Raw genomic sequence first — 13,779 nt, 5'->3', positions numbered from 1 at the left:
TATTCTTTGAACAATCAAAGCCCTACCTTACTGGGCTGTGCTACCACATAACGCTTTTCAAACTCTGCCAACGGCAATGGCTCGCTAAAGTAGAAGCCTTGACCGATACCACAACCATGACTTTCCAACCAGTCTAGCTGTTGTTTATTTTCAATCCCTTCCGCAATAATTTGTAACCCTAATTGCTTGCCTAACGTCAGAATAGTGGAAGCGATAGCGCTATTACCCGGTAGTTCAGAAATAAATGCGCGATCAATTTTGAGTGTCGTCAGTGGTAGCCGACGCAGATAAGACAGCGATGAATAACCAGTTCCGAAGTCATCCACCGCAATACCAAAGCCTGCAGATTGCAATTGTTGCAGCTTTAATACTGCCTGCTCGACATCATTCATAAAGGCTGTTTCGGTGATTTCGATTTCCAGATACTCAGGTTTTATCTGATAGCGCATTGCCGAACGTTTAATATGTGGAATAAGCCCAGGATCGGCGAATTGCTTTGTGGATACGTTACAGGCAATAGTGGTCTGGAAGTTGTAAAGTTTTTGCCACATATTGAGTGTCTTGCAACTTTGCTCAATTACCCATTCCCCGATTGCCACAATAATGCCGGTTTCTTCTGCAATGGGAATAAAAGTCATTGGGCTGACAAGTTTGTCTCCCCGTTGCCAGCGGATCAGGGCTTCGCAACCAATCAAATGGCCGCTTCGTAGATCCAGCTGTGGTTGGAAATACAACACAAACTCGTCATTTTTGATGGCGTCGTGCAGCGAGGCTTCTGTTCGCAAACGAGTAACGGCACGTTCTGTCATCTGTTGCTTGAAAAATGCCCAGTGGTTGGAGCCTGCAGCTTTGGCGCTATACATGGCAATGTCGGCATGGCGGATCAGATCTTCCGCTGTTTCACCATCGTCAGGGTAAAACGAGATCCCCACTGATGCCGCAGGATGTACAGTATGGTCGCCCAGCTTAATGGTCATCTTTAACTGTTCAAAAAGTTTTTCCACAAAATCTGCTACTTGGCTAGGAGAATGCAGATCTTCGGCCAGAATTACAAACTCGTCACCACCCAAGCGCACCACTAATCCTCGGTTGTCTACAAAACGTTTCAGTAGCAGTGCAATACGGATCAAATATTGATCGCCTAACGAATGTCCCAATGAGTCATTGATATTTTTAAACCGATCTAAGTCAATAAACAGCAGCGCTAGGTTACTTTTGCGAACATTTGCTCGCTGAATCGCAACTGTGAGGGTTTCCAACAGCAGCGTACGGTTTGGTAACCCGGTAAGTGAATCTCGGGTCGCCATTTTCCTGAGTTTTTCTTGGGCCTTACTGAATTGCACCAAAATTTGATTTAATTTCGAGGCAACCAATCCTAATTCATCGTCTTTGTGGTTGTTTAGTAGTGGTAACAGATGCTCGTCAGGGCATTCGGGATCGATGCGGTCAATCGCTTCACCGATTCTCGCAATGGGTTGCGTCAGAAATCGGTGAAATACCAAAGATAACACTAGGGTAATAAAGAGGGCTCGTGCCAGCGTCGCCGTAAAACTCACTTTTAACTGGCTGATCAGTCGCTCTGTTAACTCGCGGGTATTGTAATTTATCTGCAGCGTGCCTATTAACTGTGGTTTTTCGTCATTTCCTAGGTATGTAGGCTGATGCAGTTGACGGTTGATTTGGCGAAATTCACCAAATAACTTCAGGCTGATGGCAGAAAAGATATCGTCCGGCAGAGATGTTGTGTTACCCACACTAACAAAGGTATTGCCATCATCTAGGGTAATGATGGCTGAACCGACATAATCGACTTTCAGTAAACCTTCCAGCGTTTGTTTGGCAAGATTGTCATCCAGTGCCCAAACCGCATTTTCTACGGGCTGTTCAACAGAATCGACAACTTCTTTTTGGCTGCGCTTTAGCGTTTCACGTTCGGTGGATAGCACCATCAAAATTTCAACGATAAAGATAGCAATAGCGAAAAAAAGCGCTGTAAATACCACCAGATTGGTTTGTTTCCACGTCAACGACTTGAAACGTCTGGCCCGCATCCGCTTCTTCCTTTGCATCTAAGCCCTTTTTAAAGGCACCGTCGGTTTATATACGAATAATGTTAGTCCATAACTGCATATTTTATGGAATGAATCCCAGAGATCTTACTTTATGGGAAAGTTGTTGTTTTGTCACTTGGTTACGCTCTTTATCTGTACAACTGCTTTGCAGTATACTTACGCGCGAATTCAAGGTTATTGAAATTAAGGAATGGGTCACGTGAATCCAATAGTAAAAAGTTTTAAATATGGTCAGCACACAGTTTCTCTGGAAACAGGCGTAATCGCACGCCAGGCCGATGGTGCCGTTCTTGCAAGTATGGGCGACACCACCGTTCTGGTAACCGTAGTCGGTAAGAAAGAATCAGACCCAAGCCGTGACTTCTTTCCTCTTACTGTTAACTATCAGGAAAAAACCTATGCAGCCGGTAAAATTCCCGGTGGTTTTTTCAAACGCGAAGGTCGTCCCTCCGAAGATGAAACGTTGGTTGCCCGTTTAATCGATCGTCCTATACGTCCTCTGTTTCCCGATGGTTTCACCAATGAAGTTCAGGTCATCATTACTGTGGTTTCAGTCGATCCGCAGATTGATCCAGATATCATCTCGATGATTGGTACTTCAGCTGCATTGGCTATTTCTGGTATTCCATTTAATGGTCCGTTGGGTTCCGCCCGGGTGGGTTACATTAATGGTGAATATGTCCTGAATCCAAGTGTTGCGGAGCTGGATAACAGCGATTTGGACTTGGTTGTTGCCGGTACTAAAAATGCGGTACTGATGGTGGAATCGGAAGCGAATATTCTGCCAGAGGAAGTGATGCTGGGTGCGGTCGTTTATGGTCACGAGCAGCAGCAAGTGGTTATCGAGGCCATTGCTGAATTCCAGAAAGAAGCCGGTAAACCTCGTTGGGATTGGACTGCGCCAGTAAAAAATGAAACGCTGGCAGAGAAGATCAAAGCGCTTGCCGAAGCAGATTTTACTGCCGCTTATCAGATTACTGCCAAGCAGGAACGTTATCAGGCTGTGGCAGATATCAAGAAAGCCGTGGTTGAAAAGTTACTAGCTGAAGATCCGCAACTGGATACCACTGAGGCTGACAACTTGCTCGGTAGTTTGGAAAAACGCGTAGTACGTAGCCGTATTCTGAAAGGTTTGCCTCGTATCGATGGTCGTGAACCGGATATGGTGCGTGCGTTGAGCGTAATGGCAGGTGTATTGCCCCGTACTCACGGTAGCGCATTGTTCACTCGTGGTGAAACTCAGGCGTTGGTTACTTGTACTCTGGGGACTGAACGCGATGCTCAGAAAGTCGATTCTATTCTGGGTGAGCGTACCAAACGCTTTATGCTGCATTACAACTTCCCGCCGTTCTCTGTAGGTGAAACCGGTATGGTTGGTTCACCAAAACGCCGTGAGATTGGTCATGGTAAGTTGGCTTGGCGCGGTGTTAATGCGGTTATGCCATCAGAAGCGGAATTTCCTTACAGTGTGCGCGTGGTATCTGAAATCACCGAATCAAACGGTTCTAGCTCAATGGCTTCTGTGTGTGGTAGCTCTCTGGCGTTAATGGATGCTGGTGTGCCTATCAAGACTTCTGTTGCCGGTATTGCCATGGGCTTAGTGAAAGAAGGTGATGATTTTGTGGTGCTGTCAGACATTCTGGGTGATGAAGATCACCTGGGTGACATGGACTTCAAAGTCGCCGGTACCCGTGATGGTGTTACTGCGTTGCAGATGGATATCAAGATCGAAGGTATCACCAAAGAGATCATGGAAATTGCGCTGCAGCAGGCTTACGGTGCGCGTGTGCATATCCTAAACGTGATGGATCAGGCGATTAATAAAGCCCGTCCAGAAATCTCTGATCATGCTCCTCGTATCACCACTATCAAGATCAATCCAGAGAAAATCCGTGAAGTGATTGGTAAAGGTGGCGCGACTATCCGTGCGTTGACTGAAGAAACTGGCACCACTATTGAGTTGGAAGACGATGGCACAGTGAAGATTGCTTCTAATAACGCGGATGCTACCAAGGAAGCCATTCGCCGTATTGAAGAGATCACCTCTGAAGTGGAAGTTGGCCGTATCTATAAAGGTAAAGTTATCCGTATCGTGGATTTCGGTGCCTTTGTGAATATCCTGCCGGGCAAAGATGGTTTAGTTCATATCTCACAGATTGCTGAAGAACGTGTTGCTAACGTATCTGACTATCTGCAACTGAATCAAGAAGTCACTGTTAAAGTGATGGAAGTGGATCGTCAGGGGCGTGTGCGTCTGTCCATTAAGGAAGCGCAACAGGCTGCTGCGGCTGCACCGACTGATTCAGCTGAATAAGTCATTGACACAGTTTTAAGGAGATCTTCGGATCTCCTTTTTTATTTGCCCATAGTTTTTTTATGTCGTAGGGTAACTTGGCCGATGGCAGTGGCTCCGCTCTGTTGCTATGATGAACAGCGCATTGGAATTAAGAAGGACTTTTGAATGAATTTGAATTTGCGGGCTGCCGTATTTTGCGTTGTGGCTGTTGGCAGTCTCCTAAACGGCGGTTGTGCGGCAACGTCTGCTGCTGATAATCAAGGGCAGTTATTGGTCGCGCCGTTGTTGCCTGATTACAAGATGGAAATCGCCCTGGCAAAGCTGAATGAGATTATTTCCAATGCCAAGCTTACTCAGCAGCAGCTCGCGCGTTTTCATTATGATCGTGGCGTAATATACGATCGTCTTGGTTTACGCATCATGGCGCGTATTGAGTTTCACGAGGCGTTGAAGTTACAACCTGACTTGGCTGATGCGTACAACTTTATCGGCATTTACTATACCCAGGAAGGTGAGTTTGATGCTGCTTACGAGGCTTTTGATTCCGCATTAGAGCTGGCGCCTGATTATGACTATGCCTATCTCAACCGTGGCTTAGCGCTTTATTATGGTGACAGACCACAGCTGGCTGTGGACGATATGCAGTCCTTTCTGAACAAAGAGCCATCCGATGGTTATCGAGTCTTGTGGCTATATCTGGCTGAGTATCAGCTCGAGCCGAAACAGGCATTGCTCACGATGCAGCATAATCGCAGCAAACTCAATGATGACACCTGGTCGACAGTACTGGTGGATTATGTGTTGGGTAAAACCTCGGAAGCCCAGGTTTTTGCATTGGCAAAACAGGGGTTGAAAGGGCCTGCTGAATATGCTGAACGTCTCTGCGAAGCTTACTTTTATCTGGCAAAAATAGCGGAAGAACAGCAGCAAAATGACAAGGCCGCTAACTACCTGCGACTGGCGCTGGCAACCAATATCTATGACTTTGTTGAACATCGATATGCTCGGGTTGAGTTGGCGCTATTGGCAAATACCATGGATAACAGTAAAGACAGTTCGCTGTAATGCTCTCAGATTAGCGGCAACTACGGTTGCCGCTTGCCACAGTTGTTCAAGGCTTTTACCAGAGTTTCAGGTTTGTACGTTGTTTATCCCGTCAAGATCATAGAAAATAGCCGCCTTTAACAGTTGTCATCCGCGCTCCGGCACCGCTGGTTACTCGTCGTGTCGGCGCCATTTATGCAGAAGATAGTTATCCATGTCGAATAAGCTAATCCAGCAGGAAGTGGGCAAACGCCGAACTTTCGCCATTATTTCGCACCCTGACGCGGGTAAGACCACCATTACGGAGAAAGTGCTGCTGCACGGCCATCTGATCCAGCAAGCGGGAACGGTAAAAGGTCGCGGCTCAGGTCAGCATGCTAAGTCTGACTGGATGGAGATGGAGAAAGAACGTGGTATCTCGGTAACCACCTCAGTCATGCAATTCCCTTACAATGATTGCTTGGTGAACCTGTTAGATACGCCGGGGCATGAAGATTTCTCGGAAGATACCTATCGTACACTTACTGCCGTTGACTCCTGCTTGATGGTGATTGATGCCGCCAAAGGTGTGGAAGACCGTACCCGTAAGCTGATGGAAGTCACCCGCTTGCGTGATACCCCGATTATCACCTTTATGAACAAGCTAGACCGTGACATCCGCGATCCGATGGAATTGCTCGATGAAGTGGAAAACGAGCTGAACATCATGTGTGCGCCCATCAGTTGGCCTATTGGTTGTGGTAAGTCTTTTAAAGGCGTGTATCACCTGCATCGCGATGAAACCATCCTGTACCACAGTGGTTTAGGTCATACCATTCAGGAAGTACGCATTATTAAGGGGTTGAATAACCCAGAATTGGATAATGCTGTTGGCAGCGATTTAGCCCAGCAATTGCGCGAAGAGCTGGAGCTGGTGCGCGGCGCCTCCAATGAGTTCGATGAAGAGCTGTTCCTGAGCGGCGAATTAACACCGGTATTTTTTGGTACGGCGTTAGGCAACTTTGGGGTAGATCATATGTTGGATGGTCTTACCCAATGGGCACCCGCGCCGAAGCCGCGGCAAAGCAGTGACCGACTGGTTGAAGCAACGGAAGAAAATTTCTCCGGTTTTGTATTTAAAATTCAGGCCAATATGGACCCGAAACACCGCGATCGCATCGCCTTTATGCGCGTAGTGTCTGGACAGTACACCCAAGGGATGAAGATGAAGCATGTGCGCATCGGCAAAACGGTGAGCATTTCCGATGCAGTAACTTTTATGGCGGGTGATCGCGAACGCGCAGAAGAAGCCTTTGCTGGTGATATTATCGGATTACACAATCACGGTACTATTCAGATTGGCGATACATTTACGCAGGGCGAAGAACTGAAATTTACCGGTATTCCTAATTTTGCCCCAGAAATGTTCCGGCGTATTCGTCTTAAAGATCCGCTGAAACAAAAGCAATTGCTTAAAGGCTTGGTACAGTTGTCAGAAGAAGGCGCGGTTCAGGTATTCCGGCCGCTAGAGAATAACGATCTGATTGTAGGCGCCGTTGGGGTGCTGCAGTTTGAAGTGGTTGTCGGCCGCTTGAAATCTGAATATAACGTTGAAGCCATTTACGAAGCTGTCAACGTTGCAACCGCGCGTTGGGTATATTGCAACGACGCTAAAAAACTGGATGAATTTCAACGTAAATGCACTGTTAATTTGGCATTGGATGGCGGCGATAACCTCACTTATATCGCGCCGACTATGGTCAATCTCAACTTGTCGATGGAACGTTATCCCGACATTGAATTTGCCAAAACGCGAGAACACTGATAAAAGGCGGAGTCATACTCCGCTTTTTTCTTGGGCGCATAGAAAGGGTTGGCAACATGAATAAAATGCTTTCACTGATAAAACGTGGCTGGCTTAAATACACCAGTTGGTGCGATAAGATGGGTTTGACTGAGAACAGCCAACGCTGTTGTATGCCGCGTTTGCAGGATCCGCCACTCGAGAAAAAACCATTTAGCAAAGATCCAACCAATTAGTTGGAGATAATGCAAGCCGCAGTGTGTCTTCAATAATACTGCTTGGCTCGTCATTATGAATATATCGATGCTGACTGATTCTCACGCCCATCTTGATGCCATCGAGTTCGATGGCGACCGTGAGCAACTGTTCCTTGAAATGCAACAGGCAGGGATTAGCGGTGCATTAATTCCGGGCGTGTCACCTGCTGATTGGGCCAAACAGCAACAGATTGCTGCTGCCTTTCAATGCCCTTATGCACTCGGCATTCATCCTTGGTATTGCCCGACAGATATTCCTGCGGCGGTGGCTTTATTGGAGCGTCAACTTCAGCAGCACTTGGCTGATCCATTGCTGGTGGCCGTAGGCGAGTGTGGTCTTGACAAACCCAGAGCAAAATTCGCGGAAGACGATGTTCGTCGCGTTGCCTGGGAGCAACAAATGGTTTTATTGGACGCGCAGTTGGCATTAGCGGTGAAATACCAATTGCCGGTAGTGTTGCACGCGGTGCATTGTCACGCGGCGATGCAGGCGCTTTTGCAAAAATACCCTAGCTGTCATGGTGTTATTCATGGTTTCAGCGGCAGCTATGAAGTGGCTATGCAATACTGGCAGATGGGTTTTCGTTTGGGGATCGGTGGTTTGTTACTTGAGGCATCCGCTAAAAAGCTGCGTAGCGCGGTGAAGCGTTTGCCGCTACCTGCGTTGTTGGTGGAAACTGATGCGCCAGCCATGGCACCAGCAGCGCTGCGGCCAGCGCGCAACACGCCGTTAACGATACTGGCGGTGGTGGCTGAGATAGCAATATTGCAGGAGAAAACTGCCGTTCTGGTATCAGAACAGTTACAGAATAATTTTGTTCAACTGTTTGAGCGCTAAATAGAATTAAGGGAACATCGCAAAGTTTTTTGTAAGGTTTTGAAAAATAAACCCTAAAATGTACTACAGCAGGCGATTTTGTGGCGCCCGTTGGTTATAATGCCGCCCAAATAAAGGTCGGTTAACGCCATTAACAAAGCAATTAACAATAAAAAGGGATAGTTAATGAGTATCGTCATGAGTTTAGTGGGATTGTTTTTCCTACTGTTTATTGGCTTCTTGTTTTCCAACAATAAGAAAGCGATAAATTTGCGCACTGTCGGCGGTGCTTTTCTGATCCAGGCGGCTTTTGGTGGCTTTGTTCTGTATGTGCCGGTAGGTAAAGACATCCTTAAAGGTGTTTCCGACGCAGTGTATAGTGTCATCGATAAGGCTAACGATGGTATTCGTTTCCTGTTTGGCGACCTAGCTAACTTTAAAGTCGGCTTTATCTTTGTGATTCATGTGTTGCCGGTGATTGTCTTTTTCTCCTCGTTGATCGCGGTGTTATATCATCTGGGCATCATGCAGTGGGTGATCCGCTTATTGGGTGGTGCGCTTCAGAAAGCGCTGGGTACCAGTCGCACTGAATCTATGTCGGCCACCGCCAATATTTTTGTCGGTCAAACCGAAGCGCCATTAGTGGTGCGGCCTTTTATTCCCACCATGACGCAATCTGAACTGTTCGCCATTATGGTGGGCGGTATGGCATCCATTGCCGGTTCAGTTATGGCAGGTTATGCGCAAATGGGCGTACCAATGGAGTATCTGGTGGCCGCTTCATTTATGGCGGCACCTGGCGGGTTATTGATGGCTAAATTGATGCATCCAGAAACCGAAGCCCCACATGATGATATTGTGGCGCTGCCAGATGATCCCGATAAGCCTGCCAATGTGTTGGATGCGGCGGCTAGTGGCGCCTCCGCTGGTATGCAACTGGCATTGAACGTCGGTGCTATGCTGCTGGCATTTATTGGCCTTATTGCCTTAATCAACAGCATTATTGGTGGTATCGGTGGTTGGTTTGGCTATGGCAATGCCGCGCTCGCAACAGCATTTGAGGCATTAAAAACTGCCGCAGCAGCGACTCCGGAATTGCAGGCAGCGTTCAACAGCAGTGTGCAAGCACTGGCTGATCAAGCGCATGTGGCGGTAACGGCCTTAACAATTACCGATATTGACCGACAACTGGTGATTGAGCAGTTTAGTAAGCTGCAACAACCTGAATTAGCAACTGCAACCAAGGCGGTTGTTGATGCTGCAGCCGCTAAAATTTCCTTGGAAATGATCCTCGGTTACCTGTTTATGCCTCTGGCCTGGATGATTGGCGTACCCTGGAAAGAGGCGATGCTTGCTGGTTCCTTTATCGGCCAGAAGATAGTGGTCAATGAATTTGTGGCTTACTCTAATTTTGCCCCTTATCTGAAAGATCTGGCTGAAGGTGGCAAGCTGGTGGCTGAAACCGGTATGGTGATGACTGATAAAACCAAAGCCATTGTATCTTTCGCCTTGTGTGGTTTTGCCAACCTTTCCTCCATTGCCATTCTGCTGGGGGGGCTTGGCGGCATGGCACCCAACCGTCGTCATGAGTTGGCGAAACTAGGGATGCGCGCAGTTATCGCCGGTTCGCTGGCTAACTTGATGAGCGCCACACTTGCCGGTTTGTTTGTCGCTCTTTCCTGACCTCTGTTGACGGGCCAGATCTATGTCTCTGGCCCGCGCGTCAATTTGCCGCTACAGCTATTTTTCAATAATTGTTCGTTAATCTGAACCGCTGGTTCTGGAAATGAAATTATCCGCGGTATATTATTGGCCGCCTTGCAGGAGTCACTCGTCCCTTGCTGTGTTGCTTGCCAGTAACGGCGTATTGATTCAGCTATTTTTCGCGTTAAAAAGGAATTTTTCGCGGTGAGGGTGCCCTTGGGGCAATCCTTTCCGGTCTTCACGGAGCCAAGTCGTGAGCCCGATGATTGGTCGTCATGTGCGTACCAGCGCGGGATGTCATGTCGCTGGTAGTGGTAACCAGTGATGAACAGATTATTTCTCGGAGAGCTTACCCATGACTGATTTGAAACAGGCCGCCCGTCAGGCCATTCGACTGATGGATTTGACTACGCTGAACGACGATGACACCGAGCAGAAAGTCATTGCCTTGTGCCATAAAGCGCAAACCCCAGCGGGCAATACTGCTGCTGTGTGTGTATACCCACGCTTTGTTCCTATCGCCCGTAAAACCCTAAATAGTATTGGTGCGACAGATGTAAAAGTGGCAACTGTGACCAATTTCCCTCACGGTAATGACGACCTCGATATTGCGTTGTTGGAGACCAAAGCCGCTGTCGCTTACGGCGCTGACGAAGTGGATGTGGTGTTCCCCTATCGGGCGTTGATGGCGGGTAACGAGACGATTGGGTACGAGTTAGTCAAAGCCTGTAAGCAAGCTTGTGGTAAGCAAGCTTTACTGAAAGTCATTATTGAAAGTGGTGAATTGCAAGATCCAGCATTGATCCGTAAAGCCTCCGAAATCGCAATTGACGCGGGTGCCGATTTTATCAAAACCTCAACCGGCAAAGTGCCGGTAAATGCCACTATTGAAGCGGCTGAAATTATGCTGACGGTTATCAGCGAGAAAAATCCTCAAGTAGGTTTTAAGCCAGCCGGTGGTGTTCGCGATGCCGCGCAAGCCGCGGAGTTTCTTGGGGTAGCCCAGCGTATTTTAGGGGCGGATTGGATCAGTCCCCGCACCTTCCGTTTTGGAGCTTCTAGTCTGCTCACTAATCTGCTGCATACGCTGGAACTGGGTCAGGCACCCGGTGAAGCTCAAGGTTACTGAGTTAAACAACGCGTTATGGCAGAGTATTGACCACATGGCGGTCAGTCACAGAATTCTGACTCACAACGCAGGAGCAACTGATGTATCTGGCACAGGAAATCATTCGCAAAAAACGTAATGGTCAGGCGCTGACTGCGTCTGAAATCACCTTTTTTGTCAATGGCATCACCAACAACAGCATCTCTGAAGGGCAGATCGCCGCCTTAGGCATGGCGGTTTACTTCCAGGGGATGGATATGGCTGAACGCATAGCGCTAACGCAAGCCATGCGTGACTCTGGACAGGTGTTGAATTGGGATAGCCTACAGTTACCAGGACCGGTGCTGGACAAGCACAGTACTGGTGGCGTTGGCGATTGTACTAGCTTGATGCTGGGGCCGATGATAGCCGCTTGTGGTGGCTACGTGCCGATGATTTCCGGCCGCGGTCTTGGCCACACTGGCGGTACACTGGATAAGCTGGATGCTATCCCCGGTTATCGGACAGAGCCTGACAGCCAGCGCTTTCGCAACACGGTCAAACAGGTCGGTGTGGCCATTATTGGGCAGACAAGCGACTTGGTACCCGCCGATAAGCGCTTTTATGCCATCCGTGATAACACGGCGACGGTGGAATCGATAGCCTTGATCACGGCCTCTATTTTGTCAAAGAAGCTTGCTTGTAACCTCGATGCTCTGGTGATGGATGTGAAAGTGGGCAGCGGTGCCTTTATGCCCTCTATGGCCGAATCACAGGCCTTAGCGCAATCTATTGTCAGCGTGGCAAATGGCGCCGGAACGCACACGTCAGCACTGCTGACCGATATGAACCAGGTGCTGGCTTCCAGTGCCGGTAATGCCTTAGAAGTTGCCGAAGCGGTGCGTTTTCTCACGGGTGAGCAGCGCAATCCTCGACTGTTTGACGTTACTATGGCGCTGTGCAGTGAATTATTACAGCTCGGCGGTTTGGCACAAAACGATACTGATGCCAGACGGCAATTGCAGCAGGTACTAGATAATGGTCAAGCGGCGGAACGTTTTGGCCGGATGGTGACGGCACTTGGCGGACCTGCGGATTTTATCGAGCACTATCAAGACTATCTGCCTCAAGTACCGGTTTGCAAACCTGTGTATGCCGAGACTACCGGCATCGTGCAGGCCATCGATACCCGCCAACTGGGGTTAGCAGTGGTGGCGCTGGGTGGTGGTCGCCGTAAGCCTGGCGATATGTTGGATTACAGTGTTGGGCTGAGTGAGCTCTGTACTTTAGGTCAGCGTCTGCAACCACAGCAACCGTTAGCGCTATTGCATGCCCGCAACGACAACGAATGGCAACAGGCGGCAGCTATGGTGCGCCAAGCAGTGCAACTAGGCGATGCTGAACGCGAATGCCCGCCAGAGATTTATGGCTGTATCCGCGATACAGATATGGCCGTGGAGAGTAAATGAAACGCTGTATTATTTTAATGCTGGATTCTTTTGGTATCGGCGCGACAGCTGATGCCGATAAATTTGGTGATGTTGGCGCTGATACTTTCGGCCATATCGCCGAGCGGTGTGCCAACGGCCAAGCAAATATTGGCCGTCACGGGCCGCTGTCATTGCCAAATTTGGCGCGATTGGGTCTGGCGCATGCCGCTCAGGAAAGCTCTGGTACCATGCCAGCCGGATTTAGCGGCGCCACTCCGGTCAGCGGCGCTTATGGGTACGCAGCAGAACTGAGTTCTGGTAAAGATACCCCTAGCGGCCATTGGGAAATGGCGGGGGTTCCGGTGTTATTTGATTGGGGCTATTTCAGCGAGCGGCAGCAATCGTTTCCGCAGGAACTCACCGATAAGATTCTGGCTCGCGCTGGCCTCAGTGGCTTCCTCGGTAATTGTCATGCGTCTGGTACGGTGATCCTCGATGAACTCGGGGAGCAGCATATGCAGACCGGGTTACCGATTTTTTATACTTCGGCAGATTCGGTATTTCAGATTGCCTGCCATGAGCAAACCTTTGGATTAGACAAGCTGTATCACTTGTGTGAAATCGCCCGTGAAGAATTAGAACCCTACAACATTGGGCGAGTGATTGCCCGGCCATTTGTCGGCAGTGGACGCGGGGCGTTTAGCCGTACCGGTAACCGCCGTGATTATGCAGTGGAACCGCCAGCAGCGACAGTTTTAGACAAATTGAAAGCAGCGGGTGGCGACGTTATCAGTGTTGGCAAAATTGCCGATATATACGCACACTGCGGCATTACCAAAAAAGTCAAGGCTTCAGGGCTGGAAGCGCTGTTCGACAGCACCCTTGAGCAGGTAAAATGCGCCGCCGACAATACGATCGTATTCACTAATTTTGTGGATTTTGATTCCCAGTTTGGGCATCGGCGCGATGTGGCGGGTTACGCCGGGGCGCTGGAGTATTTTGATCAGCGCTTGCCAGAGTTGCTGGCACTATTACAGGCAGACGATCTATTGCTGCTGACCGCTGATCATGGTTGTGATCCCACTTGGCCGGGTAGCGATCACACCCGTGAACATGTCCCAGTCCTCGCACTGGGCGCTGGATTGCGCGCCGGGTCACTGGGACGTCGCAACAGTTTTGCGGATATCGGGCAGAGTATTGCTCAATATTTTGGGCTAGCGCCTATGGCTTATGGTGAATCTTTTCTGCCGTAATGCTGCAACTCCGCTATGGTTGTGCGGAGCATAACG

The 13,779-nt window shown here is 49.0% G+C and carries 9 protein-coding genes; 8 read left to right on the top strand and 1 reads right to left on the bottom strand.

The annotated features are described in order from the left end of the window. Positions 1-14: 14 nt before the first annotated feature. Positions 15-2,051, bottom strand: coding sequence for an EAL domain-containing protein (locus J3L11_RS07655; protein ID WP_207570643.1), 2,037 nt, complete (start codon positions 2,049-2,051; stop codon positions 15-17). Between the two features lie 220 nt (positions 2,052-2,271). On the opposite strand from J3L11_RS07655, the gene pnp reads away from it, so the two are divergent. The 8 genes from pnp (at position 2,272) to J3L11_RS07615 (ending at position 13,743) form a co-directional block, all read left to right on the top strand. After that, entirely contained in the window at positions 2,272-4,386 is a 2,115-nt protein-coding gene (pnp, locus tag J3L11_RS07650; RefSeq protein WP_189617162.1) for a polyribonucleotide nucleotidyltransferase, read from the top strand. A gap of 147 nt (positions 4,387-4,533) precedes the next feature. Further along, the gene (nlpI, locus tag J3L11_RS07645; RefSeq protein ID WP_189617161.1) at positions 4,534-5,433 is read left to right on the top strand and encodes a lipoprotein NlpI; all 900 of its coding nucleotides are present in this window, start codon (positions 4,534-4,536) and stop codon (positions 5,431-5,433) included. Between the two features lie 193 nt (positions 5,434-5,626). Further along, entirely contained in the window at positions 5,627-7,216 is a 1,590-nt protein-coding gene (gene prfC / locus J3L11_RS07640; RefSeq protein WP_133039760.1) for a peptide chain release factor 3, read from the top strand. Between the two features lie 282 nt (positions 7,217-7,498). Continuing rightward, complete coding sequence (locus J3L11_RS07635; protein ID WP_242695136.1) at positions 7,499-8,290, top strand: TatD family hydrolase; 792 nt, start codon at positions 7,499-7,501, stop codon at positions 8,288-8,290. Between the two features lie 165 nt (positions 8,291-8,455). Beyond that, positions 8,456-9,952: a NupC/NupG family nucleoside CNT transporter gene (locus J3L11_RS07630; RefSeq protein WP_207570641.1), complete on the top strand. Its 1,497-nt coding sequence runs from the start codon at positions 8,456-8,458 to the stop codon at positions 9,950-9,952. A 376-nt stretch (positions 9,953-10,328) separates the two neighbouring features. Then, positions 10,329-11,102: a deoxyribose-phosphate aldolase gene (gene deoC, locus J3L11_RS07625; protein ID WP_207570640.1), complete on the top strand. Its 774-nt coding sequence runs from the start codon at positions 10,329-10,331 to the stop codon at positions 11,100-11,102. Between the two features lie 80 nt (positions 11,103-11,182). After that, positions 11,183-12,529, top strand: coding sequence for a thymidine phosphorylase (gene deoA / locus J3L11_RS07620; RefSeq protein WP_207570639.1), 1,347 nt, complete (start codon positions 11,183-11,185; stop codon positions 12,527-12,529). Then, on the top strand, positions 12,526-13,743 hold the full coding sequence (locus tag J3L11_RS07615) for a phosphopentomutase (RefSeq protein WP_189617156.1): 1,218 nt from the start codon (positions 12,526-12,528) through the stop codon (positions 13,741-13,743). Before deoA ends, J3L11_RS07615 begins: the two co-directional genes overlap by 4 nt. Positions 13,744-13,779 lie beyond the last annotated feature (36 nt).

The sequence above is a fragment of the Shewanella sp. 4t3-1-2LB genome, assembly GCF_017368415.1.
Taxonomy (GTDB): Bacteria; Pseudomonadota; Gammaproteobacteria; order Enterobacterales; family Shewanellaceae; genus Shewanella; species Shewanella fodinae.
This window is presented reverse-complemented; position numbering and strand designations above follow the sequence as displayed.

Coding starts and splice junctions, on each gene's coding strand:
- J3L11_RS07655 (WP_207570643.1), bottom strand. CDS start 2,051: ATGCGGGCCAGACGTTTCAAGTCGTTGACGTGGAAACAAACCAATCTG.
- J3L11_RS07630 (WP_207570641.1), top strand. CDS start 8,456: ATGAGTATCGTCATGAGTTTAGTGGGATTGTTTTTCCTACTGTTTATT.
- J3L11_RS07615 (WP_189617156.1), top strand. CDS start 12,526: ATGAAACGCTGTATTATTTTAATGCTGGATTCTTTTGGTATCGGCGCG.
- deoC (WP_207570640.1), top strand. CDS start 10,329: ATGACTGATTTGAAACAGGCCGCCCGTCAGGCCATTCGACTGATGGAT.
- deoA (WP_207570639.1), top strand. CDS start 11,183: ATGTATCTGGCACAGGAAATCATTCGCAAAAAACGTAATGGTCAGGCG.
- J3L11_RS07635 (WP_242695136.1), top strand. CDS start 7,499: ATGCTGACTGATTCTCACGCCCATCTTGATGCCATCGAGTTCGATGGC.
- nlpI (WP_189617161.1), top strand. CDS start 4,534: ATGAATTTGAATTTGCGGGCTGCCGTATTTTGCGTTGTGGCTGTTGGC.
- prfC (WP_133039760.1), top strand. CDS start 5,627: ATGTCGAATAAGCTAATCCAGCAGGAAGTGGGCAAACGCCGAACTTTC.